The 25,495-nt window shown below is 72.3% G+C and carries 24 protein-coding genes; 11 read left to right on the top strand and 13 right to left on the bottom strand.

The features are described 5' to 3' along the window. The first annotated feature begins 72 nt into the window (after window positions 1-72). Window positions 73-423, top strand: a complete 351-nt coding sequence (locus tag PV364_RS24830; protein WP_319662472.1) for a hypothetical protein — start codon at window positions 73-75, stop codon at window positions 421-423. Between the two features lie 91 nt (window positions 424-514). Here PV364_RS24830 and PV364_RS24825 read toward each other — a convergent pair whose 3' ends face one another. The 4 genes from PV364_RS24825 to PV364_RS24810 form a co-directional block, all read right to left on the bottom strand. Further along, window positions 515-1,714, bottom strand: a complete 1,200-nt coding sequence (locus tag PV364_RS24825) for an acyl-CoA dehydrogenase family protein (RefSeq protein WP_319662470.1) — start codon at window positions 1,712-1,714, stop codon at window positions 515-517. 133 nt (window positions 1,715-1,847) lie between these two features. Next, the gene (locus tag PV364_RS24820; RefSeq protein WP_319662468.1) at window positions 1,848-3,266 is read right to left on the bottom strand and encodes a cellulose binding domain-containing protein; all 1,419 of its coding nucleotides are present in this window, start codon (window positions 3,264-3,266) and stop codon (window positions 1,848-1,850) included. 205 nt (window positions 3,267-3,471) lie between these two features. Next, window positions 3,472-4,851, bottom strand: coding sequence for a glycosyltransferase family 2 protein (locus PV364_RS24815; RefSeq protein WP_319662466.1), 1,380 nt, complete (start codon window positions 4,849-4,851; stop codon window positions 3,472-3,474). A 249-nt stretch (window positions 4,852-5,100) separates the two neighbouring features. Then, window positions 5,101-5,895 (bottom strand): alpha/beta hydrolase, encoded by a 795-nt coding sequence (locus PV364_RS24810; RefSeq protein WP_319662465.1) that lies wholly within the window; start codon window positions 5,893-5,895, stop codon window positions 5,101-5,103. Between the two features lie 615 nt (window positions 5,896-6,510). On the opposite strand from PV364_RS24810, the gene PV364_RS24805 reads away from it, so the two are divergent. Continuing rightward, window positions 6,511-6,843 carry a hypothetical protein gene (locus PV364_RS24805; protein ID WP_415924598.1) on the top strand — a complete coding sequence of 111 codons (333 nt, stop codon included), beginning with the start codon at window positions 6,511-6,513 and terminating at the stop codon, window positions 6,841-6,843. Window positions 6,844-7,159: 316 nt separating this feature from the next. Here the strand turns inward: PV364_RS24805 and PV364_RS24800 are convergent, their stop codons facing one another. Beyond that, window positions 7,160-7,831, bottom strand: coding sequence for an HAD family hydrolase (locus tag PV364_RS24800; protein WP_319662463.1), 672 nt, complete (start codon window positions 7,829-7,831; stop codon window positions 7,160-7,162). Between the two features lie 604 nt (window positions 7,832-8,435). Here PV364_RS24800 and PV364_RS24795 point away from each other — a divergent pair. The 3 genes from PV364_RS24795 (at window position 8,436) to PV364_RS24785 (ending at window position 11,066) form a co-directional block, all read left to right on the top strand. Further along, the gene (locus PV364_RS24795) at window positions 8,436-9,272 is read left to right on the top strand and encodes a Rieske 2Fe-2S domain-containing protein (protein ID WP_319662496.1); all 837 of its coding nucleotides are present in this window, start codon (window positions 8,436-8,438) and stop codon (window positions 9,270-9,272) included. Between the two features lie 138 nt (window positions 9,273-9,410). Then, window positions 9,411-10,061 (top strand): DsbA family oxidoreductase, encoded by a 651-nt coding sequence (locus PV364_RS24790; RefSeq protein WP_319662461.1) that lies wholly within the window; start codon window positions 9,411-9,413, stop codon window positions 10,059-10,061. A 648-nt stretch (window positions 10,062-10,709) separates the two neighbouring features. Then, window positions 10,710-11,066 (top strand): DoxX family protein, encoded by a 357-nt coding sequence (locus tag PV364_RS24785; protein WP_319662495.1) that lies wholly within the window; start codon window positions 10,710-10,712, stop codon window positions 11,064-11,066. 19 nt (window positions 11,067-11,085) lie between these two features. On the opposite strand, the gene PV364_RS24780 is transcribed toward PV364_RS24785, so the two are convergent. The 8 genes from PV364_RS24780 to PV364_RS24745 all read right to left on the bottom strand — a co-directional run bounded on the left by PV364_RS24780 (window position 11,086) and on the right by PV364_RS24745 (window position 16,789). After that, on the bottom strand, window positions 11,086-12,165 hold the full coding sequence (locus PV364_RS24780) for a HAMP domain-containing sensor histidine kinase (protein ID WP_319662459.1): 1,080 nt from the start codon (window positions 12,163-12,165) through the stop codon (window positions 11,086-11,088). After that, complete coding sequence (locus PV364_RS24775; protein ID WP_319662458.1) at window positions 12,158-12,853, bottom strand: response regulator transcription factor; 696 nt, start codon at window positions 12,851-12,853, stop codon at window positions 12,158-12,160. Before PV364_RS24775 ends, PV364_RS24780 begins: the two co-directional genes overlap by 8 nt. 80 nt (window positions 12,854-12,933) lie before the next feature. Next, entirely contained in the window at window positions 12,934-13,638 is a 705-nt protein-coding gene (locus PV364_RS24770; protein WP_319662457.1) for a VanZ family protein, read from the bottom strand. Between the two features lie 119 nt (window positions 13,639-13,757). Continuing rightward, complete coding sequence (locus PV364_RS24765; protein ID WP_319662456.1) at window positions 13,758-14,045, bottom strand: DUF1905 domain-containing protein; 288 nt, start codon at window positions 14,043-14,045, stop codon at window positions 13,758-13,760. Between the two features lie 99 nt (window positions 14,046-14,144). Then, window positions 14,145-15,113, bottom strand: coding sequence for an esterase-like activity of phytase family protein (locus tag PV364_RS24760; RefSeq protein WP_319662455.1), 969 nt, complete (start codon window positions 15,111-15,113; stop codon window positions 14,145-14,147). Between the two features lie 189 nt (window positions 15,114-15,302). Further along, complete coding sequence (locus PV364_RS24755) at window positions 15,303-15,869, bottom strand: hypothetical protein (RefSeq protein ID WP_319662454.1); 567 nt, start codon at window positions 15,867-15,869, stop codon at window positions 15,303-15,305. A 72-nt stretch (window positions 15,870-15,941) separates the two neighbouring features. Then, window positions 15,942-16,223, bottom strand: a complete 282-nt coding sequence (locus tag PV364_RS24750; protein ID WP_319662453.1) for a hypothetical protein — start codon at window positions 16,221-16,223, stop codon at window positions 15,942-15,944. 230 nt (window positions 16,224-16,453) lie between these two features. Continuing rightward, complete coding sequence (locus PV364_RS24745; protein ID WP_319662452.1) at window positions 16,454-16,789, bottom strand: hypothetical protein; 336 nt, start codon at window positions 16,787-16,789, stop codon at window positions 16,454-16,456. A 184-nt stretch (window positions 16,790-16,973) separates the two neighbouring features. Between PV364_RS24745 and PV364_RS24740 the strand changes: the two genes are divergently transcribed. The 6 genes from PV364_RS24740 to PV364_RS24715 all read left to right on the top strand — a co-directional run bounded on the left by PV364_RS24740 (window position 16,974) and on the right by PV364_RS24715 (window position 25,452). Next, the gene (locus PV364_RS24740; protein WP_415924597.1) at window positions 16,974-17,477 is read left to right on the top strand and encodes a hypothetical protein; all 504 of its coding nucleotides are present in this window, start codon (window positions 16,974-16,976) and stop codon (window positions 17,475-17,477) included. Beyond that, a complete protein-coding gene (locus PV364_RS24735) occupies window positions 17,447-18,868 on the top strand; it encodes a hypothetical protein (protein WP_319662450.1) in 1,422 nt (473 codons plus the stop codon). The genes PV364_RS24740 and PV364_RS24735 overlap by 31 nt, the downstream gene beginning before the upstream one ends. Next, a complete protein-coding gene (locus PV364_RS24730; protein ID WP_319662449.1) occupies window positions 18,865-20,298 on the top strand; it encodes a VWA domain-containing protein in 1,434 nt (477 codons plus the stop codon). The genes PV364_RS24735 and PV364_RS24730 overlap by 4 nt, the downstream gene beginning before the upstream one ends. Window positions 20,299-20,316: 18 nt before the next feature. Then, window positions 20,317-21,429 carry an AAA family ATPase gene (locus PV364_RS24725; protein ID WP_319662448.1) on the top strand — a complete coding sequence of 371 codons (1,113 nt, stop codon included), beginning with the start codon at window positions 20,317-20,319 and terminating at the stop codon, window positions 21,427-21,429. Beyond that, window positions 21,426-24,218: a DUF5682 family protein gene (locus PV364_RS24720; protein ID WP_319662446.1), complete on the top strand. Its 2,793-nt coding sequence runs from the start codon at window positions 21,426-21,428 to the stop codon at window positions 24,216-24,218. Before PV364_RS24725 ends, PV364_RS24720 begins: the two co-directional genes overlap by 4 nt. 127 nt (window positions 24,219-24,345) lie before the next feature. Then, a complete protein-coding gene (locus tag PV364_RS24715; RefSeq protein WP_319662445.1) occupies window positions 24,346-25,452 on the top strand; it encodes a DNA alkylation repair protein in 1,107 nt (368 codons plus the stop codon). Window positions 25,453-25,495: the final 43 nt, after the last annotated feature.

Genomic DNA, 25,495 nt, shown 5'->3' with positions numbered 1-25,495 from the left:
CATCCGTCCACCCTGGATCTGTTGCCGAACAGGCCGCTTCCCTACAGTTGTTGGCCGGCGAGCGGGGGGCGGATGAAGCTCTGGGGTAGCCGTACGAAGAGACAGCCGGCACCGGACGAGGACGCCGCCACGGCGGCCCGGCTGGTCGAGACCTGGTTCGGCGAGCTCGGACCCGAAGCGGCGGCGGAGCCCGCGCGGCGATGGCGGGAGACGGGCCGTCTCGATCCTGGTGACGCACGCCGGCTCGCGGCCTGGTACCGGGAACGCGCCCGCCTCCACCTGCTCGGCGCACGGGACGGCGAGGGGCCGTTGATACGGCCCGGATCGCCCGAGGACGCCGAGAGAACCCGTGACGAGGCCCTGTCGGTGACCCGCGACGTCCTCGCGCTCGGCCGATGGCTGAGGGCGCGGGGCCACGAGTAGACGCACGGCCGAGTCCGTGACCGCTCGGCGGGAGCGGTCACGGACTCCGCTCGGGCACCGGCCCGGTCCCTCGCGGGCGTTCGACGTAGCGTCAGAACAGGCCGAGGCCGGGCTCCATGCCCAGACGGACGCGGCCCGCCGCCTCCATGGGGAGCGCGGAGTGGTTGGCGTGCTGGAGGGCGGCCATGCCGTCGCGGAAGAGGCGCTCCAGCCGGTTGCCGCGGTAGAGCGAGGTGGAACTGGCCAGCTCGTACAGCGTCACCAGCGTCCGGCGGCTCACCTGCGCGGCGTGCGTCATGGCGGCGCGCAGGGCCGCCCGCTGTTCGAGCGTGGGGGTGTCGCCGCGCTCGGCCGCGTCCTGCAGTGTCTGCGCGGCGGAGGTCAGCAGCAGTCGTGCGGCCTGGAGTGCCGCCTCGGAGTCGGCCAGGACGTACTGGGTGCGCGGGGACTCGGCCAACGTCGCGCCCGTGGAGTTCCTCTTGGTCAGGACGAGCGCGACCGTCTCGTCGAGGGCCGCCTGCGCGATGCCGAGGACGATCGCCGTGCAGCCGGGCAGCACCAGCGAGGGGAGGAAGCCCCGGTACAGCGGTTCGTCGATCCTGAGGGGCGCGTCCAGGGGCGCGTCCAGGGGCGCGAGGAAGTCGGCGGGGACGAAGGCGTCCTCGACCACAACGTCGTTGCTGCCGGTGCCGCGCATGCCGCTGACGTCCCAGGTCTCCTTCACCGACCACTGGTCCCGGCCCAGGACGCACAGCTGTACGTCGGGCGTGCCCGCGGCGGTCATGCGCGGCGCGCCGTCCTCCAGCACGACGACGACCGCCACCAGCCACTCCGCCGCGTTGATCCCGCTGACGATCCTCCAGTGGCCGGAGACCCGGTAGCCGCCCTCGGCGGGAACGGCGGTCCCGGGCATCCCGGAGTTGGCGAAGGCGGGCTCGTGCTCCCGGCCCCAGATCCGTTCCGTCGCGGACTCGTCCAGCAGCGCCCCCACGAAGCCGAAGTTGGCGTTCCACACCAGCCACGCCACGGAGGCGTCGATGCGGCCGAACCCCTCGTACACCTTCAGCACCGTGGTCAGCGGCGTCTGCGATCCGCCGAGTGCCCTGGGAGTGAGCAGGCGGAACGCGCCCGCGTCGCGGAGCGCCCCGTACAGCTCCGTGGGAACGTCGGCACGGCGGTCGGCCTCCTCGCTCGCGGCCTCGATGGCGGGCCGCAGCAGGCCGGGAAGGGCGAGCGGGTCGACGGCCGACGAGCCGGACGCGGTCTCGGAGGTCTCGTGGGTCTCGGACATGGAGTCTCCTTGTGTGGCCCGGGCGCGGTGTGCCGGGCGCCCGGTGGTGCGGTGTCGCCGACAGGACGCGGGAGGCGCGGAGAAGTTCGATGCCCACCGAGTGGTCCGCGTCACATCCTGCCGAGGGACCGGCTCAGGACGTCCCGAGGGTGTTCACGTAGCTCGTGCCGCTGCCGGCGAGGCCGCTCACGGCCTTCTCCACCTCCTGCAGGGACTGGGCCCGCTCGGCGTTGTGGTAGAACCAGGCGACCTGCATGTCCCACGTGCGTTTCCCGCCGAACGGCAGGTCCACGAACCAGGTGTTGAAGTTCACGGACATGTTCTCGGTCGGGTAGTACCCGCCGCTGGTGCGGAACAGGACCTTCCCGTCGAGGCTGTAGGTGACGACCCCGTGTGCGGCGGTGGTCACCATCGTGTGCCATCCGTCGAGGCTGGAGTTCGTGGCGCGGGTGACCCGGTCGCCCTCCACCGCGCTGCGCCAGGTCGTCGTGTCGAGCCTCGGCCCCGGGGCGCCCCAGCCGCCGTTGGGCTGGTACTCGTTGTCGAGCTCGCTGTACCGGGCGCGGTGGTGAGGCGAGATCATGTAGAAGCTCTCGTTGACGTGGTCGCCGTTGGCACCGCTCGTGGGGCGGTCCGTGAAGTGGATCCGGGCGGCGAAGGTCCCCGTCACGAACGTCATGCCGGTGGTGTGCACCTCGGCCTGGGTGGTGTTCTGCCTCGTCCCGTCGGTCGCGGCCCGCAGTTGCAGGACCTGGCCGCCCGGCGCGTCCTTGTCCGCGGGGAAGCTGACGCCGTCGGCCGACCAGGTGTTCCGGATCCCGGGGCCGCCCTCGCTGGTGCGGACCAGCCAGCCGTGCGCGTGCAGCGCCGGGTCGCGGGGGCCGCTGTAGTGGAAGTCGTCGAAGAGGATCCCGGACGGAGGCGCGGGCCGGACGGCGGGGGCGGCGGAGCGGCGGGCGGACGCGGACGAGCGCGCGGAAGGGGACGAGGAGGCGGAGGCGGCGCCGTCGCCGCCGGGTTCGTCGCCCCAGACATGCCTGCCGTCCAGGTAACCGGTCACCAGCTTCGACGCCTGGAAGGTGTCGTGGGTGGGGCTGAAGGACCGGTCGTTGCTCTGGTTCAGCTTCCCGCCGTCCGGGCGGTACAGCTGCAGCCCGATGGCGCCGCTCTTCGCCCCCGGGGCCAGCGCGCCCGCGGCCTTGGTGAAAGTGATCTCCAGGTAGTGGTCGGCTGTGGGGGTGGGGGCGTCCATCGCGACGGACTTCCCGACGACGGCGGAGCAGCCCGTGGAAGCCTGGACGCAGTTGAACGCGTACGGGGAGGGGCCGTCCGCCGTGTAGTAGTACCGCAAGGCCACGTCGCCCAGGCTCACCCGCCGGCCGGAGGTGTTGAGGACCTCCAGCCACGGCCGTGCCGCCGCGGCGGTCGCCGGCGCGCCCGCCTTGTACCGGACGGTCAGCTCGGGGGGCGGCTGGTGCGCGTCACTCCACACGGGGCGCAGCGCCGTGCCGGCCGCGGCCAGGACGACCACCAGCAGCAGGAGCTTCGCCATTCCCCACGCACGCCGGCGCGGACTGCGCCGGCCGGAATCCCCAGGACGGACCGGACGCGTCGGACGGGTGGGACGGCCGGGGCGGCCTGGACCGGTGGAGGGGCGGGCAGAACCCACGGAGGCTCCTAGCTCGGTGGAGGGGCGGTGCCGAGGACATGCGGCGCGTTCCTCGGTCTCGGTCGCCGGCGGCGGGCACGGGTACGCCCTAGGAGGCGCCTCCCGGCGCGGGCACGGTCCAGGAGTCCTCGGCGTTGGTCCGCCGCTGCTCCGGGAGGACGGCCTGGGGCGCCGGGTTCGGGGCGGTCAGATCCGGGGCGTCGGCTCCGACGCCGCCGACCTCGATCTTGGCGCGGGTGCCCCAGTTGGTGCTGCGCAGGGTGGCCAGCGACCACAGCCGGAGCGGCAGCAGCAGCCCGAGGTTGAGCAGCGCGTACAGCGGGGCGGCGAGGAAGGTCAGTACGCGGTCGACGATGCCCACCTGCGCGGCGCCGCGCAGGTAATGGACGGAGCGGACCCAGGCCATGACGCACATGTAGGCGACGTAGCCGGCCAGCAGCGTCCAGCCGTGCGGGTTCATGAGGATCGCGACGAGCGCGGCGAACAGCGCGGCGGTGAAGGCCACCCAGCTGGTGAGTTCGACGAGGTTGAGCCACCAGTACATGCGCCGCAGCCGGAACTTGCCGAGCAGCAGGAAGCCCTCGCGGATGAACGACTTGCCCCAGCGGATCTGCTGCCGGACGTAGTGGCCGAGGCGTTCGGGGACGTCGGTGTAGCCGACGGCGGAGGGCTGGATGAGGGACAGGCCCTCGGTGAGGCAGTAGTACGTCAGGCGCCTGTCGTCGCCGAAGGTGGCGGGGCGTCGCAGGAACCGCTGGTCGAGGAAGTCGTCGAGGTGCTTCCTGACGACCCACCCGCGGTACATCGCCAGCGACCCGCAGGCGCACAGCACCGAGCCGAGGCGCGAGTACGCCACCCGCTCACCGAGGAAGGCGTTGACGTAGCGCATGTCGATGAGGCGGGTGAGCAGGTTCGTGCCGCGGTTGTGCGCGAGCACCAGTCCCGTGACGCACTGCACACGGCGCTTGGAGAAGGGCTCGGCGAGCTCGGCGACGGCGTGCTGGTCGAGCACGGTGTCGGAGTCGACGCACAGGTACACGTCCGCGTGCGGTTCCTGCCGGAAGCCCGCGGCGAGGCCGTGGCGCTTGCCGCGGTTGCCGGGGAAGCGGATGAAGTCGAGGCGCACCCCGGCACGCTGGAACCGGGGTCGCATCTCCTCCACGAGGGCGCCGGCCGAGTGGTCGGCGGAGCAGTCGTCGACGACGGTCAGGGAGTGCGGCGGGAGGGTCTGCGCGAGGATCGACTCCAGGCAGCGGCGGAGCATCTCGGGGGCCTCGTTGTAGGCGGTGACCACACCGTGGATGCGAAGGCGGCCGGCCGGCTCGTTGAACGTCAGTTCCGGACGGCGGCGCCGGCGGATGGACAGCAGCAGCTTGAGGGCGAGGAGGGAACCGACGGCCACTCCGTACCAGTGCAAATGACCGAGGGACCACGAGGTGTGGTCCCAGGAACCCGCGAGATTGCGCATGAAGAGCGAAGACCTCCCTGCGAACACTCCCACCTCCCGGACCGAGTCGATGGCGAACACATGTACTTCGCACGAAGGTAACTCGCGTCAAGGAGCCATGAAAGGTGCATCCGCGATTAATTCCCCTCTCGGGATGTCAATTGGGCACCTATGGAAGCCTTGTGAGCCAAGCGGACAAGGGGTGTGAAAGTCCTCACATCGACCGTGCGGTTGTCCGGCGTTGCGTCGTCGCGCGGATGCGCCTCGCCATCAGGAATGGGCGAGCGCCCAGTCGAGGGCGTGATCGGCGATCTCCTGCCAGTTGTCCTGGACGGGCATCAGGTGGGACCGGCCGGGGAACACCGTGACCTCGGTGGTGGCGCCGTCGGCCCGGTAGCGCTCGGCGTTGGACCGCTGCACCTGGGGCGGCATGAGGTGGTCGTGCTCGCCGGAACAGAAGAGCAGGGGCGCCCGGCCGAGGTTGCGGTAGTCGACGTAGGTGCCGGTGTGCCCGGGGTGGAGGGTGGCCAAGGCGCTGCCCCACACGATGCTGCCCGGTGCGGGGACGTGGTGGCGCTCGTAGGCCGTGCGGGCCTGGCCCTCGGAAAAGGTGTTGGTGAGGGCGTGGCGCCACTGGGCGTAGTCGAAACCGACGGCGCGGTGGCGGTCGGCCGGGTTCTCCGGTACGGGGAAGAACGGCCGGACCCGGGACAGCGGTGAGACGGCCACGCCCTCGGTGGGTGCGGAGTTGATCGCCACTCCCGCGGCGCCGAACCCGCGGTCGAGAAGGATCTGGGTGAAGGCGCCTCCGGCCGAGTGCCCCATGATGACCGGCGGCCGGTCCAGATCGGCGATGACCTTCTCCAGGGCGGAGACGACGGCGGGGACGGTCACGGTCTCGACGGCGGCCGGGTCGGCGTTCAGGGCCTCGACCCCCGCCTCGAAGCCGGGGTACGCCGGTGCGATGACGCGGAAGCCCTTGTCCTCGTAGTGGGCGATCCAGTTCTCCCAGGCCCGCGGCGTCACCCAGAAGCCGTGGACGAGAACGACGGTGTCGGGTTGCATCAGGGTGCTCCTCAGCGGGTGGGCCGATGGCCGGTCGAACTCAGGACCGGTGGGCGCCCGGGAATGTGACACAGGCGTCAGTGGCCATGCGCCGCGGCGACGCGCTGACCGACGGTGACCCGGCCCGCACGCCTCGTGGCCGGCGGGCGCCGGCCGGACGGCGACCGGTCCGGTGGCGGTGCCGCGGCCGTGCCCGGGACCGCGGTCCGTGCAGCTTTTCCGGCCTGTTCGTACAGCTGGGAGGCGTGACGGGAGCGCCGGGCGGATGGACCACCGGCCGGCCGCGGGCACGCGAGGCCCCTGCGGTCTCCTCCGGACCATGGACGGCCCTTGGCAATTCTTGCCACAAGGCAGAACCGGCAGCCATGGACCGTTCATCGTCAGGTCGGGCCCCCGACCCCGGACGGTGCGGAATGGTGGGGGAGCGCACCCTGGCCGGCTACCGCAAGCAGCGCGGTATCGACTTCCTGGTGGTGTTCTTCCACCACTGTGCCTACTCCACCACCAACAACCACGCCTCCGACGGCGGTGTGCAGGCGGAGTGGGTGCCGATCTTCGAGAAGCACCAGGTCGACCTACCGACGCGATCCGCGAGGGCGCGGTGTCGCACCAGGTGTGGATCGGCGACACCACACGCCCCGCCACCGACGGCACGGTCCACGTCACCGCGGCGGCGCGGGCCGCAGCCTGTACAGCTTCCCGGTCGCGGACAGCTACGAGGGCCACGAGAGCGAGATCGACCAGGTCACCACCTGGCACTCGGCCAAGGGCGGCGGCCAGGTCGTGGACACCGTGCACTGGTCGCGGGTCCGCTGCACCGGCTACTCGTTCCTCTCCGTGGACGTCGAGCCGGCCCGCTCCGGGCACGAGGCGAAGCTGAACGTCTCCGCGATCGCCGAGACGGGGCAGCGCATCGACCACTTCACGGTGGCCCGCCGCGCCAAGTGACCTGTGCGGTCGGGGGCGGCCGCGTCGTGGGGACCCACGGCGCGGCCGCCCCGTTCCGTTCTGCCCCGTGGCGCTCTGCTCACCGCGAGGGGTCCGAAGCGCCTGCGGGCGCATCGGCGCGGCGGCGGCGACAGCTGTCGCACCACGGGCAGGTGCGACTGGGGCGGCACGCGCGGACGGCCACGACGAACCGGTCGGGGCGCACGACCCAGCCGTCGTCGAGGCCCACCTCCACGGGACCCTCGATCAGGATCGACCGTCGGCGGTGAGCGCCACCGCGTCGGGGACGGTTCACCGTTCGCCCTGTGGTGGGCGGTCAACGCCACAGGGGGTCGCTGTCGAGACGGGCCAGCATGGACCGGGGGTCCCGGTGCACGGCGGCCGCGCCCGCCGCCTCCAGTTCCGCACGGCCGATGCCGCCGGAGAGCAGCGCCACGCAGGGCACGCCCAGCTTGCCGGCGGCCTCGACGTCCCAGACCGTGTCGCCCACGAAGACCGCCCTGCCAGCCGTCACCCCGGCCCGTTCGAGGGCCCGGGCCACCAGATCGGGAGCCGGTTTGCTCGCGGAGACGTCGTCCTTGCTGGTGGCGTCCGCGATCACGTCGTCGGCGTCGAGGGCGGCACGCATCACCGCGAGCTCCTTGCTGTCGGCCGAGGTGGCCAGGACGACCCGGAAGCCCCGTGCCGCCACGGCGCGCAGCAGGTCCGCGGCGCCGTCCAGCGGCGCGAGCGCCGGGCCCCAGGTGCCGTACAGAGCCTTGTGGGCCGCGCTGATCCCCTCGTCACCGCTGCGGTCGCGGGCCTTGCCCAGCAGACGGTCCAGGAGGTGGTCGGACCCCATGCCGATGCAGTGGTGGATCTCCGCCGTCGGCACGGTGTGCCCGGCCTGCCGGAACGCCTCCCACCACGCGACGACGTGGAGGTAGTTCGTGTCGACGAGAGTGCCGTCCACGTCGAACAGCGCGGCACGCCCATGGTCGTCGCTCATGGTGCCCGCTCCTTCCGCTCGGATGCCTGGGTCACTCCAGCGGCTACCCGACGGGACGCAGGACAGACAGCCGGGGCCCGGACCGCTGGTCCCGCATGGAGCGCCGGGCCCTGGGCAGGCGTCCCCGTGGCCCGACCCGGCGGAGGGAGGGGAGGCGCGTCATGACCCACGCCCCCGACCCGAGGAACGAACCCGCGGCCCCTGGCGTGCGCGGGCCGCTGTCCGCGACCGTCCTGGACGCCCCGACCGCGTGGCCGCCCCGCTGCCCGGGTGCCGGGGTCGGGCGGGCGCATCCCCACGGCGAGGAACTGCACCGGGCCCGACCCTCCGCGTCTCGGCGGCGGGGGTCCCGCGTGCCCGGTGCTTCGGAGACCGCCCGGCACGCGGACAGCCGCCGCGCGACCCCGCGCTCGGGGCGCGCCCGCCGGACTGCTCGAACAAGCCTGGAGGACCACCTGCTGAGCGCATGGCGCAGCGGACGCACGTCCCTGCGAGACCCGACACCGGGCCCGCCCCGGACCACAGAGGAAGGCCGCTCCCTATGAGGCCGACGACGCTGACGACGACAACGCAGAGCACCCCGGGCGGTGTGCTCCCGCGTGCGATGGACACCCTCGAGGAGGGGACGTGGCTGGACGGCCCGGCCGGGATCGTCCGCAAGGCCGTACGGGCCCTTCCCCTGGGCCGGGGCCGGGACGCGCTGCGCGGCCTGTGGCTCGGCCATCCGCTGCACCCGGTCCTGGTGCAGGTGCCGATCGGCGCCTGGACCTCGGCCGGCATCCTCGACCTGCTCCCGGGCGAGAGCCGCGCCGCCCGCCGGCTGGTGGCGGTGGGCCTGGTCTCCGCCGGGCCCGCGGCTCTGGCCGGATGGGTGGACTGGGCGGAGCAGCGTCCCCGGCAGGCCCGCGTGGGCCTGGTGCACGCGGTGGTCAACCTCGCCGCCGTCACGGCGTACGCCGGCTCGTTGACGGCCCGGATCAAGGGACGCCCCTTCCTCGGCAAGGCACTGGGCTTCGGCGGCATGGCCATCGCCACCATGGGCGGTGTGCTCGGCGGCCATCTCGCGTACCGGCAGGGCGCCGGCGTCAACCACGCGGAATCGGTGTCCGTACTGGTCGAGCCCGGCTGGCACCGCATCGGGGTGCCGGAGGAGTTCCCGGTCGGCGAGCCGGTGCGGCGCATGGCCGACGAGGTGGCGGTCGTCGTGGTCCACGAGGACGACGGCAGGCTCTACGCCCTGGCCGACCGCTGCAGCCACATGGACGGCCCGCTGCACGAGGGCAAGGTCCTCGCGGGGTGCATCGAATGCCCCTGGCACGGCAGCCAGTTCCAGCTCTCGGACGGCATGAACGTCCAGGGCCCCGCGACGGCGCCGCAGCCCCGGTTCGACTGCCGGATATCCCCGGACGGGCAGGTGGAGGTACGCATCGCGCAGAGCTGAGGCGCCCCCCGCTCCGCGGTCGCGCGGGTGCGGCTCTGCGGTCGCCCCCGGTAGGCGGCGACGTTCTCCGCTTGGAGCTAGTCGATCGGTCGTCTATTTTGTAGTGGACCGAACGTCTATGAGTGGAGACACTGACACATGCGCGTCGAGATCTGGACCGACATCGCCTGCCCCTGGTGCTACATCGGCAGCGCCCGCTTCGAGCGAGCCCTGGCCGCCTTCGAGCACCGGGACGAGGTCGAGGTGGTGCACCGCTCGTTCGAGCTCAATCCGGAAGCCGAGAACCGCGCGACACCCATCATCGACGCGGTGGCGGCCCGGTACGGGCGCAGCCGCGAGCAGCAGGTCGCGCGGGAGGAGCAGGCCGCGTCCGAGGCGCGCGCCGAGGGGCTCGGCTTCCGGATCGGCGGCCGTGTGGACGGCAACACCTTCGACCTCCACCGCCTCCTGCACTTCGCCAAGGCCCGCGGCCGCCAGGCCGAGCTGCGGGACCTCGCCTTCAAGGTCAACTTCGCCGACGAGCGCTCGGTGTACGACAGCGAGACCCTGGTGGCACTCGCCGCCGAGGTGGGACTGGACGCGGCAGAGGCGCGCGCCGTGCTCGGCGACCCCGGCGCGTACGCCGAGGACGTCCGGTCCGACGAGCGGCGCGCGGCCGAACTCGGCGCGGGAGGTGTGCCGTTCTTCGTCCTCGACCGGAAGTACGGCGTCACGGGACTGCAGCCGGTGGAGCTGTTCGCCCGGGCGCTGGAGCAGGCGTGGGAGGACCGGACGGCGACCCGGGTCTGATTCACCGCGCCAGGGGACGCGTAGCCGGACGAGCCCAGTTGGCGCAGAGGGACACATGCGTGCCGCCGGCGGGCTGCGCGGGCGGGGGCACCCCCCATGGTGCCGGGAGCCTCGGCGAGCGGCCGGAGCAGCGGCGGCCCGGCCTCGTCGGCGGCGCCGGTGAAGATCCGTTCCTACTGGCCGAGAGCGTGGCGCCGAAGTCCTGGTCCGCCGCGGCCGACTTCGTCAGCTGAGCGCGCCGGCGTCCGGTCACGTGGGTCGGCCCGGAGTACGCCGAGGCGGACGCCGAACCCCGGCTGCGGGCGTTCTCGACCGCGCCCGTGGTCGACGGCGTCCCGGCCACGTCCGGCAGCCTGGCCGGGTTCACCGCGCCGCTCGACGTCGTGGACGGCAACTGGGTCGTCCCGCGCGCATCTCCGCCCCCTCGCAGCCCCACGCCCGGCCGGTGTTCGCGTCCGCCGAGCCGAGCCGAGCCGAGGCGAGCCGAGGCGAGGCGAGGCGACGGCTACCGGGCGTCCGGGATCAGTGGCACACTCGGTTGCCCGTCGATACCCCCCGTCGAGTGCCGCTGAGTCGTCGTGCCCGGAGAACGGCGTCCGCAACGGAGGCCCAGCGGCAGTGTCCCCGTTCCCACAGAAGCGGAGTGTCGTGTTCGCGGCCTACGTCACGGTCACCGTTCTCGGCGCGGTCTTCAACGGTGCCGCTGCCGTCACCTACTTGATCGGCCATGAGTACCCCAAGGCCCAGGCGGACATGAAGGGGCTGCCCCGTCCGTGGGTTCCGGTGCTGGGCACGCTGCTCGCACTGGGCGCCGTGGGGCTGGCGGCCGGACTCGCCGTGCCGCTGCTGGGCACCCTCGCCGCATCCGGCCTCGTGCTGTACTTCATCGGCGCGATCGCCGCCCACCTGCGGGTGGGCTCCCGTGACATCGTCGGCGCTGTCGTGTTCCTCGCCACCGCGGCCGCCGCCCTGACCCTGGGCCTGGTCCACCACGGCCCCTGGTAGTCCGTCCCACCCGCGCCGCCTACGGCGTGCCGGGAAGCCGCACCGTGACGAGGAGACCGCCGGCCGGGCGCGGGGCGAGGTGGAGGCTCCCGCCGTGGGCGCGGACGATGCTGCGCACAATGGCCAGCCCGAGGCCCACGCCGGCGTGCTCGCCGGTGCGGACGCGCTGCGTTCCGCGCTGGAAGGGCTCGGTGAGGGTCGGTACGAGTTCCGGAGGGAGGCGGCGGCCGGTGTTCTCGACCCGCAGCACGCTCGCGTCGCCGTGCGCCTCGGTGCGGACCGTCACGCTGCCGCCCTCTGGAAGGTTGTGCACGATGGCGTTCTGGACGAGGTTCGTCACCATCTGCAGCAGGAGCTCCGCGGAGCCGCTGGTCCGGGCGGCCCCGCCGGTGACGTCGAGCGTGATGCGGCGTTGTTCGGCGAGGGGAAGCAGCGTCTCGGCGGCTTCTTCTGCGGTGAGGGAGAGATCGACGCCCTCGCGGGCGAAGGTGCCGCGGTCGCCGCGGCTGAGCAGCAGAAGGGCTTCCGTGAGGTCGATCGCCCGCGTGTTGACCGCGTGCAGGCGTTCGATGAGTTCGCCCCGGTCGCGCGTGGGGTCCTTGCGGGCGACGTCGAGGAGCGTGCGCGAGATCGCCAGCGGGGTGCGCAGTTCGTGGGAGGCGTTCGCCGCGAACCTCCGCTGCTCGGCGACGTGGGACTCGAGTTGTTCCAGCATCGAGTCGAACGCGTCGGACAGTTCACGGAATTCGTCCTGCCGGCCCTTCATGCGGATCCGGTGGGACAGCGACCCGGTCCCGGCCGTCCGTGCCGCATCCGTGATCCGTGTGAGGGGTGCGAGCATCCGGCCGGCGAGGAGCCAGCCTCCGAGCAGGCCGAAGACGAGCAGGAAGGCCATCGCCACGGCCGCGGCGGGGGCGAAGGTGTGCACGAGGAGGTAGCGATTGGGGGAGACCCCGAGCAGGCCCTGTGAGTTGTCGGGTACGTAGCGCAGCAGGAACATCCACACCACGGCCAGCAGGAGGGCGCCGGCGACGGCGAGGAACCCGGCGTAGCTCAGCGCGAGTTTCAGCCGGGCACTGATCCCTGGGCGTCTAGGCATGCGCACTGCCGGGACGGGCGGACTCCGAGCCGGTGCCGATCCGGTAGCCGACGCCGGGCACCGTCGCGATGATCCACGGTTCGCCGAGCCGTTTGCGCAGCGCTGAGACGGTGATGCGCACGGCGTTGGTGAGGGGGTCGGCGTTCTCGTCCCAGGCCCGCGCCAGCAGTTCCTCGGCGCTGACGACCCCGCCCTCGGCGGCGACGAGGACTTCCAGCACGGCGAACTGCTTGCGGGTCAGCGCGACGTGGCGTCCGTCGCGGAAGACCTCCCGGCGGAAGGGGTCGAGCCGAAGGCCCGCGATCTCGCGGACCGGGGGCCGGGCGTGCGCGCGTCTGCGGTCGAGCGCCCTCAGCCGCAGGACGAGCTCGCGCAGCTCGAACGGTTTGGTGAGGTAGTCGTCGGCGCCGAGCCCGAACCCGGAGGCCTTGTCGTCGATCCGGTCGGCAGCGGTGAGCATGAGGATCGGGATGCCGCTGCCGGAGGCGACGATGTGCCGGGCGACCTCGTCGCCGGAGGGGCCGGGAATGTCGCGGTCGAGGACCGCGAGGTCGTAGGAGTTGACGCTGAGCAGTTCCAGGGCGGAGTCGCCGTCGCCGGCGATGTCGGCGGCGATCGCCTCCAGCCGCAGGCCGTCACGGACGGCCTCGGCCAGGTAGGGCTCGTCCTCCACGATCAGTACGCGCATGTCCGAAGCCTAAGCAGCACGCGATATCGCCGACGTATGCAACGACGTGGGCAACGACCCGTGCACGCCGGACGTGCGCCTCAGCCGACCGGTTCGGGCACCGGGCGGAGCCCGTCCGACGGCGCTTCCGCCGTCGTGCGCCACCAGCGGCGCGACGCCAGTCCGGCCAATACGGCGCCGGCGGCGTTGACCAGTACGTCGTCCACGGAGGACACCCGGTCCAGCCGCAGGACGTACTGCGCGGTCTCGACCAGGGCCGAGCAGCCCGCCCCGAGCGCCAGGATCCGCGGCAGGGACCTCATCGCCCGGAACCGCAGCGGGGCGAAGAACCCCAGCGACGCGAACACCAGCAGATTGCCGGCGATCCCGAGCGCCCCCATCGTGACCAGGTCCCGCAGCGGCACCAGGCTCACCCGTTCGGGGACGGCGCCGGCCCCGCCGCCCGGCATCATGGTCAGCCACAGGAACGGCACCGTCCCGTGGACCATGCCCACCTCGGCCAGCGACGTCCGCCACGCCGAGGTGACCCCGGCGGCACGCCGGCAGCTCGCCAGAGCCCACACCACCAGCAGCGACAACGGCACCGTGACCAGCGTCATGAGCACCACACCGTTGAACGTGTCGAAGCAGCCGTGCCACCGCCCGGCCATGCACATCGGAGCGGACATCATGAGCGGCCGCCGCACGACGAACGCGGCGGTCGCCACGCCGAGGACCGCCAGGCCGAGGAGCACGATCCCGGGTACGCGGCGGGGCGGTGCCGACAAGGATGTGTCATGGTTCATGGCACCCATTGGACCCGGGGGGCGGTTGCGGTGGCGTATGCGGTTTTCGATACGCCCGCGATACACGGACGCCCCGGCCGATGCCCTCCGGCATCTGACGCCCGGTCACGGAACGCCCTTCAGAGGCGAACGGTCATCCCCACGGTCACCTCGTCGCCTGCCGCAAGGCCCTGCGGCACGCGGACCGCGTTCTTGAGGGGCAGGAGGTAACCACCGTCCTTGGGGAAGAGCGAGGTCGTGAAGGTGACCTCACCGATACGCGCCTCGACCGGGATCACCCCCCAGCCGTAGGAGGCCATCGCGGCCACCTCGCGGATGTGCGTGCACTCGTCGTCCGGCACGACGGCGAAGAAGTACGGTGACGGCCCGCGCCACTCGATCACACGGCCGGCGAAGAGGAGTTCCACGACTCAGTCCCGTTCCTGCGGAGGGCCAGATCGCCCCAGGTTACTTCCGGACCGCACACCGAAGGGGCGCCGCCGGGGAGACCGCGAAGCCCGCCGGCCCTAGAGCTCTGGCAGACGGACGGTGAGCCCGTACAACCGGGTGATCTGCTTCTCGCTCTGGTTGTCGTCCGTCACCATGAGCAGCTTCAGACGGCCGTCCTGGGTGCGGCCGGTGACGGTCATTCCCTCGATGTTGCCCAGCAGCGGGTTGGCCTGCGGCTGCGGGTTGGTGGCGCCCAGCGAGGGACAGTTCACCATGTCGACCAGCAGGGTCCGGCTCATGAGCCGGACGCCGTCCTGGCGCGTCAGGTTCTCGACGCCGCCCACGTCGCCGGCACCGCGGGGGTCGGCGAGACAGAGCCGGATGATGTTGCCGACGCGCCGGTCGAATCCCCGCTCCACCACCAGGAGCCTGCCGTCGCCCGTCGCGCTGATGTCCGATATGGCCAGACCCGCGTCGCACTCGTAGCCGTACTGCGCGCCGATCCGGAACTCCTCGTCGAGTCCGGCGCGCTCCCAGGTCTGGAAGCGCACGAGGCGGCGGTCGTCCCCCCGCAACGAGCCTTCCATCGAGGCCACCAGAGTGAGACCGCCGGGCAGCAGCGCGAGACCTTCGAACGTCTCGTTGACCCTGGCGCGACCCGCCGGAGCGACCCTGAGGCTGTCGGGCGCCGGCAGCATGCGGACGAACGTCCCCTGCCGCGTGTAGCGCCGGATGTCCGACCGCTCGGAAGCGACCAGGAGCGAGCCGTCGTGGTCGAAGACCAGGGCCTCGAAGTCCGCTTCCTGCCCGTGCTCGTCCAGCAGCCTCATGACACCCACGGGCTCGCGCGTCGCGGCGTCCAGGGTGAAGAGCGTCGAGCGGTCCGAAAGGGCGGCGATGCGCCCATCGGGGTCGAGTGCCAGGGCCGACAGGTTCCCGACGAACACCCCTTGGAAGTACGTCTTGTCGAGGGTGTCCGAGAACCAGTCCACCACCACCTGGGCCGAGGTGGCGTTCGACCCCGCGACATCGGTAACAGTGTCCACACTCAACCCTTCGTACACGACCGACAAACGCCCTGGGTAGATCTACCAGATCCGCCTCGCGGGCCTGGCATCGGCCCCGGCGCCAACCCGCCTGCAGGCCCTGGCCCAGGGCCACTTGAAGCGCAGCGTCGGGGCTTCGCGCCGAGCGCTGAGGGCTGCTCGGGAGTCCGGCGGCCTACAGTTCCTTCCTCAGCCGTTCCCAGATGTGGCGGTCCAGGCAGTCGTGGGGGCCATGCGGGAGAGCTCGGAGCCGTCGTGCCCGAAGGCCACGATGAGGGGACGCCTTGGCCGGGCGGAGTACGGCGACGTGCGGGCGACGATCAGTCTGCGCTGTGCAGGAGCTTCGATCCGGCGGTCGCCGACGAGGACATGGCTGACCTCTGGTCCCACATGGACTTTGACGCAGCTGATCCACGGGCCGATGGGGAGGGAGTCCAGGCGGCGGGTGCGGCTGAGCGCGCCGGAGCCGTCACGGACCTCGATCACGTCCCCGTCGGCGGGTTCGTCCAGGGGGCCGATGCCGCCGCCCACGTGCTGCCACCGCCCGCCGTGCCACTCCAGGACCGCGGTGCGCTCGCGTGCCCGGCGGGACTCAGGACGCCACACGATCCAGACCACCCCGGCTCCGGCAGACGAGTCGACATCGACCGACACCACGGTCAGCACCGTTGTCGCACCCGCCGGCGGCTGCGGCTCGGCCCCTTCCAGCGCGCGCCGCACCACGCCCGGCAGCAGGACGTCCACGTACCGGCCCACCCACAGGTCCTGTCCCCACGGCCGGATACGCCCGCGGTACCCGGTCCACCAGGGCCCGGTGCCGCTCCCGCGTCAGCGCCGGGAGCGGCGTGCGGGCCGGCCGTCGCGCGGGAGGGGCAGCCGCCATCCGTACTGCAGGGCCAGGGCGACGCAGCGGGCGTCACGCCGGTTGTATCCGGTGGACTGCCGTATGTGGTCGACGGCGTCGTTCCAGCGGCGGGCGTGGATGAGACCGCGGGCGGTGTCCTGGACAGGGGAGGGCACGGGCAGCCGCAGCGCCCGCACGATGTCCGGGTCCCAGCCCTGCCTGCGTGCCGTCCACGCGTGCCAGATCGCTGCGATCGACCAGGTCATGGCGGTCCCCCGGGTGGTCTCATCGACGGATCAGGTGTGGTGATCATACGGAGATCGTGTGATGGACCTCGGGGCGGGTCGCCCTCGCGACGGGGGAGGACCTGTCCGAAGCGGCGTGCCGTGACCCTTCCGTGAAGCGGTCGGCCTCAGTGCGTCGCGCGCACGGGGCGGGAGGGCGCTGCCGGCCGTCGGCTCGGACCCGCGGCGGACGACGGCCGCCGCTCACCGGATCACGTCGAGGAGCGGGCGATCTGCTCCCGGGAGAGCCGTATCGGTTCCCCCGTGGAGTCGTCGAACCGGCGCCTGACCAGCACGCTGAAACCGAGCTTGCGCAGCGCCGTCTCGGCGGCGTTCGTGTTGCCCGGTTCCCGGCCGCCCAGGGCGTTGCGCACGAGGGTGAGCGCGGGGAGATTCCTCCCGCCGACCGCCACCAGTACGTCGTACTTCTGATCCTCCGGCGTGTCCAACGCGGCGACCGCGACGTCTGCGAGGGTGAGCACGGCCTCCCCGCCGTCCTTCAACCCGACCCGGGTCTCCGTGGTCGTGGCCCTGTGCTCGGGTGCCATGTCGCGTCCCCTCCCGGATCCTGCCGGCCCGTCCACCGCCGACAGTCCCGCAGGCTACACGCCCCCTGTGACACGTCATCCGGGGCCGAACCTCCGCGACCGGCGTTGTCAGTGATCGGAAGTAGGTTCAGTCGCGTCCCGCCGATCCGGCGTGGATTCCCCCTCGGTGCACAGGAGATGGGCGTTGTCAGATCGGGAGAGGTCGAGCACGGCACGGGTGACGGCACCCGCGCGGCCGCGCAAGCTCGCCAAGGTTCCGTTCGTCGAGCTGGCCGACGGGCGCTTGCAGGGCGTGGTGTCCAGCGGCTCGGACGTCGAGCGGGTGTACGTCTCGTCGGTCAGGGCCGGGACCTATGCGTACGCCTGCAGTACCAACAACAACCGGCCCTGCGGGGGAGCGCGGGGAGGGTTCTGCAATCACATCCGGGCCCTGATCGGCGAGGCGGTCCTGCAATACGGCGCCGACCGTGTCGCCCGCTACCTGCGGGTCGAGCCGACGGCGGGGGAGCCGAGCGCGCAGACCGTCACCGACGACATGAGCGGCACGCGCCCGGCCCAGGGGGACACCCAGGCGGCCGCGCTCGTCTTCAGCCGGTTCCTGCGCCACCTGGCCTACCTCGAACTCGCCCCCACCACCGTGCCGTTGCCGGAGATGCAGTGGTTCCCGCCGACCAGGGCGGTGGCGTGATGCGTGCCGACCTGCTCCGCGAGACCGTCGCCGGGCTCGAAGAGGCCCTGGCGGCCGTCGACGCATTCGACCAGGTCCTCGGCGGCGGCCTGCTCCGCCCCCAGCCCGCCCAGGCCGCCGGCCTGACGGAACTGGCCGACGCCGTCGCGGGAACACCGCTGGCCGCCAGGGTCGCCGAGGCGGCCGAGAAGGCGGCAGGCGGAGTCGCGGGCGACGACCACTTCGTCGCTCTCGCCGCGGCACGCACCGCGCTGCTGGGCTCCGTCCACGACGCGCTGACGGCCCGCGCCGCGGAGGCGACCGGGCGGTCCCGCGGCGAGGAGCCGGTTCCGGCCGCGGTCGGAGGGCAGCAGGCGGCGAACCTGCTCGCCGCCGCCCGCTCCTGGCTGTGCGACCTGGCGCGCTCGGGGTGGCGGGGCATCGACCACGACGTGGTCTCCGGGGCGGCCCAAGTGGTCTCGGCGATGCTCCCGGACCCGGCCCTGCGCCGCCTCGCGACGCTGCTCGACGGGTTCTCCGCCGAGCTCGCCGCCTCCTGCCCCGGCGCGGCCCTGGACCGCGTCCCGGTCCGCCGTTGGGCCGACCTGTGGTCGCGCGGGATATTGCTGACCGTGCCGGGGGCGGCCGACGCACCCGCGACCGGGACGGCCACCGGACGCCTCCTGCCCCTCGGCGTCGACCTGCACGAACACGACACCGCCGTACAGGCCCAGGTCCACGCGGTGTTCGAGCCGGCGGACGGTACCGCCGCCCGCCTGGTGCGAGCGAGCGTGTCGGTGCCGAAACCCGACACGGTCGTCGGGGCCGGCATCTGGCAGCTGCTCCGTCCCCACATGTCGCTGCTCGCCGCTGTCGGCGAAGGCCGGTCGATGGACCTCGCCGGCATGCCGGTCACGGCCGGGGGCGACCTGCTCTGGAGCGACCGGCACGCGAACCCCGGCGAGCCCGCCGACGCCTTCGCCACGGCCCGGGTCGCCCTGCCCACCGCCGTCGACACGGCGACCGCACCCCTGGACCGCCATCCGGCGCGCATCGCCGTACCCGTGTTCCTGGAGGGCTACGCCGCCCGGAAGGACGACGACATGGTGGTGTTCACCGTCGCGGGGCAGCCTCTCGCCGTCGACACCGACCGCATTCCGGCCGCCGGACCCCTCACCCCCGAGGCCGTCGCCGCGTCGGGCGCGTGCATCGGGCTGCTCCGCTGGGACGCCGGGACGTATCGCGTGCAGCCTCTCGCCGTGGAGGCGACCGTACGGAACAAAGCGGTCGCGCTCCACGCCGGAGGGTGGGCCGGGGGTACGGCCGACAAGGCGGGCGCCAAGGCCGAGAAGGCGGCCACCGACGCCGTGGCCGTACTGCGGGAACGCGCCGGAAGGCTGCTGCGGAAATGACCGAGCACACCACCGGGGGGTCCACCACGGACGAGGCCGCGCGGCACCTCGACGACGCCGCCCACGACAACCGCCGCCAGGTCCTGTACTGGCGACTCCTGGCCCGGCTCTTCGACCAGGAGGAGCAGGCCGCGCTGGAGTCGGCGAGCCTCGCCGTCGTCGAGGACATCGGCCTGCCGTCCGCGCTCCTGGACCCGCAGGCCTCCGTCGACGCGGTCGTGCAGCGCCACCCTGAACTGGCCGCCGAGTTCGACGGTCTGATGTCGCCCGAGACCGCCCCGGTCATCGACGTCCTCGCCGACGCGGACGCGGACGCCGACGGACGCGACCGTGCCGCCGAGGTGCGGCGTGCGGCGCTGGTGTCCAAGGTGCTGCTCAACGTCTTCGCCACCGGCTCCGGCACGGTCACCGCCGGACAGCTGGCGCGGTGGCAGGCCGACGCCGGCTGGCTGGAGCGGGCGCTCGGCTGCCGCCCCGGCGAGCTGCGCGGCGGCCGCGGAGGCACGGGCACGCAGACCGATCCGGGCCGGCTGATCCCGGCGATCGGCCCGGAACTCGGCGCGATCGAGGCCGACCTCGTCAAGCGGATGCAACTGCGCGAGGTGCTGGCCGACCCCCGGCTCGCCGCCCGGCTCACTCCGAGCATGTCGCTCATCGAGCAGTTGCTGCGCGACAAGAACAACCTCTCCGGCGTGGCCCTGGCCAACGCCAAGGCCCTGATCCGCCGCTTCGTCGACGAGGTCGCGGAAGTGCTGCGCACGCAGGTGGAGAAGGCCACGGTCGGCGCTGTCGACCGCTCGGTTCCGCCCAAGCGGGTGTTCCGCAACCTCGACCTCGACCGCACGATCTGGAAGAACCTCACCAACTGGAGCCCGGAGGAGGAACGGCTGTACGTCGACCGCCTCTACTACCGACGCACGGCGCGGAAGACCACGCCCCAGCGGCTGATCGTCGTGGTGGACCAGTCCGGCTCGATGGTCGACTCCATGGTCAACTGCACCATTCTGGCGTCGATCTTCGCCGGGCTGCCGAAGGTGGACGTCCACCTGATCGCGTACGACACCCGCGCCCTCGATCTCACCCCCTGGGTCGGCGACCCGTTCGAGGTGCTGCTGCGGACCAGCCTCGGGGGCGGCAACGACGGCCCGGTCGCGATGGCGATGGCCCTGCCGAAGATCGTCGAACCGCGGAACACCGTGATGGTGTGGATCTCGGACTTCTACGAGTTCAGCCGTTCCCAGCCGTTGTTCGAGGGCATCGAGGCGGTCCACCGCGCCGGAGTGAGGTTCATCCCGGTCGGGTCGGTCACCAGTTCCGGCCGCCAGGAGGTCAACCCGTGGTTCCGGGAGCGCTTCAAGGCCCTGGGCACGCCGGTGGTCTCCGGCCACATCCGCAAGCTCGTCCATGAACTCAAGACGTTCCTCGCCTAGAAAGGCTCCTCTCTCCTCATGTCCGACCTGTTGCGCGCCCCCGCCGAGACCAAGTACGCCGAGGAACTGGACTGGCTGGAGTCCGTCGACGACGGCCCCAAGCCGTTCTCGTGGCGCCTGTCGCCCAAGATGGTCCGTCTGTTCATCCTGGGCTCGGAGCGTTCCGACGGCCTGGACCGCGAGATCGCGCAGAAGTGGTTCGGTGACCGCAGCTTCGTCGAGCGCTCCATCGTCACGCTCGCCTCCGACCGCGGCCTGCTGCTCATCGGCGACCCCGGCACCGGCAAGAGCTGGCTGGCCGAGCTGCTGTCCGCCGCGATCTGCCGGAACTCCACCCTGGTCGTCCAGGGGACCGCCGGAACCACCGAGGACCACATCAAGTACTCGTGGAACGTGTCCATGGTCATCGCCAAGGGCCAGTCGCGGGAGTCGATGATCCCCTCCCCGATCATGACGGCGATGGAGACCGGCGCGATCGGCCGGTTCGAGGAACTCACCCGCTCCACCAGCGACGTCCAGGACGCGCTGATCTCGATTCTCTCCGAGAAGTACATCTCGGTCCCCGAACTGGACAGCGACAACATCGTCTTCGCCAAGCCCGGATTCTCCGTCATCGCCACCGCCAACAGCCGTGACCGGGGCGTCAACGACCTGTCCTCCGCGCTCAAGCGTCGTTTCAACTTCGTCCGCATCCCCGTGGTGACGAACAAGAAGAGCGAGGCGGAGATCGTCCGCTTCCGCACCGAGGAACTGCTGCGCCGCCACCGGATCGAGCTGGACGTGCCGCCTACGCTGCTCGACGTGCTGCTGCAGAGCTTCGCCGACCTGCGCGCCTCGGCGGCCGCGGCCGGCAGCGACGACGAGAAGCTGGAGTCCGCGCTGTCCACCGCGGAGCAGATCGGCGTGCTCGAGGACTCGATCCTGCACAGCAACTTCTTCGGCGAGCGCGCCTTGACCGCCCGCACCCTCGCCTCCTCGCTCGTCGGGTCGCTCGCCCGGCGCGCACCCGAGGACCTGGCCATCCTCAACAAGTACCTGCACGGTGTCGTCGAGCCGCGCAGCAGGGAAGCGGGCGGTTCCTGGCCGGAGTTCCTGGAGGGCGGCCGCGACGCGATCGCCACCCTGTCATGACCGGCACGCACGAGGGCACCTTCGAAGCGCTGCGCAGCCAGTTGCAGGAGGCCGCCGCGACCTTCGCCGACGGGCCCGACACCCTGGAGGGCATCCTCCTGGGCATCGTCGACGACGTCGACCGCGCGGTGCGCGAGCCGCTGGAGATCTTCCCCGTCTGCCATCACTCGCCCGCCTCGGCGATCGCGATGGCGCGCCGCCTGCGGGAGAAGCAGCCGAAGGTCGTGTACCTGGAGCTGTGCGAGGACATGGCGCCGCTGCTGACCGAACTGCGCAACTGCAGGCTCCCGGTGGCGGTCCAGGCGTTCGCCACCGAGGTCGACGGCTTCCCGGCCGACTGGGCTCCGCTGTCGGTGGTCGCGCCGATCACCGAGGCGTCGGCCGAGTACCAGGCCATCGCCTACGCCCTGGACACCCCGGGCGTGGAGCTGGTGCTCGTCGACCGCTCCTCCGACCACGTCTTCCAGTGGGACGCACCGGCGGAGCAGTCCGACGCGCCCGGTGACCCGGACGCGCCGCCCGCCGAGGAGGAGGCCGCGCTGCACGGCGACGCGGTCGGTGTGGAGATCGGCGACCTGCGGCCGCGCTTCGCCGAACTGGAGGAGCACCTGTTGCGCCGCGGCCGGGTGCGGCACTGGTCGGAGTGGTGGCACCAGTACGTGGAGCTGCCGCTCGGCGACAGTGACCACGACACCTATCGGCAGGTCATGCTCCTGATAGGAAGCCTCTTCCGGCGGCTGGCCCCCGGCGACCCCCGGCGGGTACGCGTGGACGAGGACCGGGAGCGCCACATGTGGACCAGGATGCGCGAGCACCTGGCCGCGACCGGCACCGACCCGGCGGACTGCCTCTATGTCTGCGGAGCCTTCCACGCGGCGAGCCGGGTCGAGGAGTTCGGTGTGGACGGCGCCGACACCTTCGAGATCGGCCCGCGCAGCGCCACCAAGTGGCTGCACGGCCTGATCCCGTCCAGCCACGCGGCGATCGAGACGCAGTTCGGCCTCGCGGCGGGCTCGGTGTCGATCGCCGCGACGCAGTGGACGAAGAACCTCAAGCGGACGCGCGTCACGCCGTACCGTCTGACGGGACAGGAGGGCGCGAAGAAGTCCGCGACCGCCAAGACCCCACCCCCCGTACCGCAGGCACCGGCCGCCGACCAGCTGACCGGCTTCCTCCAGCGCCCGCCGGTCCTGGACCGGCTGGACGAGGCCGAACTGCTCGGCTGGTCGGTGGAGATCGTGCGCGCGGCCCGACGGAACGGCTACCTGGCGTCCACCGCCGACGCGATCGCCGTGTTCGAGACGTCGATCCTGCTGGCCGGGATGCGCGACCGTGCCAGGCCCACGCCGTACGACTTCCAGGACGCGGCGGTCACCTGCATCGAGAAGGACTCCGTGCCCGGCCGGCGCGACGTGCGCCGGCTCGTGGAGATCATGATGGGCGGCGACCGGATCGGCCAGGTCGGCTACGACGCGCTGCCGCCTTTGGCCCGGGACGTGCACGACCGGCTCGCGCCCCTGAACCTGAGGCTCCAGCAGCGCGGTGTGCAGCGGGCACTGCTCGACATCGCCGGGCGGCCGGAACTGGCGCAGTGCTCCGACGTGCTGTGGATGCTGCGCCACCTCCTGCCGCCGGGCACCGCGCGGCCGATCATGGGCGAGCGCACGCTCGGCGAGCGGCCGATCCAGGAGTCCTGGGACCTGGCCCTGGGCACCCACCAGCGTGCGCTCATCGAGCTCGGCTACGAGGGCGTCAGTATCGAGCAGGTCCTGGAGCAGCGCCTGCGCCGCACCGCGTACGGCCCGCAGGCCACCGCGGCGACCGTCCTGGAAGCCGTCGAGGACGCGACGCTGTACCTGCGCAGCCGCCGCATCGCCGACGAACTGGGCAACCACGCGCTGGACGTGCTGTCGTCCGAACGCGGTGTCGACGGCGCGCCCGAAGTGCTGCGCCGGGTACGACGGCTGCTCTCGTACTACCGCACCAGCGAGCCGGTGCTGCCACCGTGGATCGAGTCCTTCACCAAGACCGGATACGCCCACTACTGCACCCTGCTGCCGACGGCGTTCACCGACGAGGACGCCACGGTCGGCCAGGTGGCGGCGATGCTCGGTTTCCTGTTCGGCATGGAGAGCCTGGCGCTGTCGCTCGGCTGCGACCGGACGCAACTCGAGCTGGCGGTCGCCCAGTCGCATCCGCGGGATCCGTCGAAGACGGCCCTGCTGTGGGCGGCCCAGGTACAGCTGGGAGACCTCTCCCGCGCGGACCTTCGGGCCCGGTGCGACGAACTGCTGGGCAACCCCTTGGTGGTGCCCGCCTACCCGCGCTACCTCGGCGGCTTCCTCCACAGTCTGGAGCCCGTTCCCAGCCTCGCCGGCTTCGTCGTGGAGGCGGTGTCCAACGCGTTCGGACGCCTTCCGGACCCGGTGCTGCTGCCGTGGCTGCCCGTCCTGATCGCCCACCTGCGAGCGAGCGGCGCCGAGGCGGCCCCGCTGCTGATCCGCGAGGCCGGACGGACCTTCCCGGGCCGGCTGGAAGCGCTGGACGCGTGGGTGCCGCCGTGGCGCGCGCAGCCCGAGCCGGAGGCCGTGCACGGGGCGCTGCCCGCGAGCGGCACCCGGGCCGGCTCGCTGCTCGCCGCCCACCCCGCCACGTGCGACGCGGTGGCGGACCTCCTCGGCTGCGACGGGACGTGGCTGACGGCGGATCCCGGCTCGCCGGGCGCGGTGCTGGTCACACGGCATCCCGAAACGGCCGAGGCCCTGGGGGCGCTGCTGGGCGGCGCCTGAGTGCGGCGGGAAGAGGGCCCGCGGCGAGTGACTGCTATTATCGAAGTCGTGCGGCCGTGCCTCCGGCCGCGTGACGCCTACGCCCCGCCCGCGCATCCGGGCGGGAGAAACCGAAAGGACCGCCTCGGTGCCCCTCGCGGAAGAACTGCTGGGCCATACCGCCGCGGCGGGACTCGGCGCCTGCCTGGAAAGGGCCAACGGGCCGCGGGGCGCGGACGCGGTGCGCGCCGCCGCGGCACGACTCGACGGACTGGCCCTGCGCGAACGCAGCGACCTGCTGCGCGACGCCCTGCTGGTGGATCTGCCCGGTGGTTACCCTCCCGTGGAGGCGGTCGTCCGCGCCGCGCTCCGGGACCCGGAATTCACCGGATGGATGATCTGGCCCGTCACGGAAGCCGTTGTCTCCCGCGCCCTGGAGGCAGTGGAGCCAGACGCCTTCGAGTCCGCCCTGGCACTGCTCGCCGACCTCACTCCCCGGTTGACGGCCGAATTCGCGATCCGGCGGGTGCTCGTCGCGGACCTCGACCGCGCTCTCGCGGTCGTGGAGCCATGGGTGCGCCACCCGGACGAGCACGTCCGGCGTCTTGCCACGGAAGGGACCCGTCCCAGGCTGCCCTGGGCGATCCGCGTCCCGGAGATCCTCGGCCGGCCCCAGGCGACCCTGCGCATCCTGGACGCCCTCTACCGCGACCCCTCCGCATACGTCCGGCGCTCGGTCGCCAACCACGTCAACGACATCAGCCACGCCGACCCCGACCTCGCCGTCGACGTGGTCACGCGCTGGGCGGCCGCCCCCGACGAGCACACCCCCCGCTTGATCCGGCACGCCCTGCGCACCGCGGTCAAGAAGGGCCACCCGGGCGCCCTGGCCCTGCTGGGATTCGAACCCGCCACCGATGTCGCCCTCACCGGCCCCGAACTGGCCGCGGGGCGGGTGACGGTCGGTGAGGAGCTGACCTTCACCTTCCACCTGGAGAACACGGGCGGGGCCCCGGCCAAGTTGGCGATCGACTACGTCATCCACTACCAGAAGGCCAACGGGCGTACCGCGCCCAAGGTGTTCAAGCTGACGACCAGGACCCTGGAGGCGGGGGAGCGGCTGTCCATCAGCCGTCGGCACTCCTTCAAACGGATCAGCACCCGTGTCCTCCACCCCGGAAGTCATGTGCTGGAACTGCAGATCAACGGTGTGGCCCAGGGGAAGGCCGGGTTCGATCTGGTGGTCCCCGCGTGAGGAAAGGGCCGAGGGGAGCGCTCCGCACGGCGTGATCACGCCG

It is taken from the genome of Streptomyces sp. MI02-7b (assembly GCF_033793585.1).
Taxonomy (GTDB): Bacteria; Actinomycetota; Actinomycetes; order Streptomycetales; family Streptomycetaceae; genus Actinacidiphila.
Note: the sequence above shows the minus strand (reverse complement) of the source record. Positions and strands in the feature narration are given on the sequence as shown.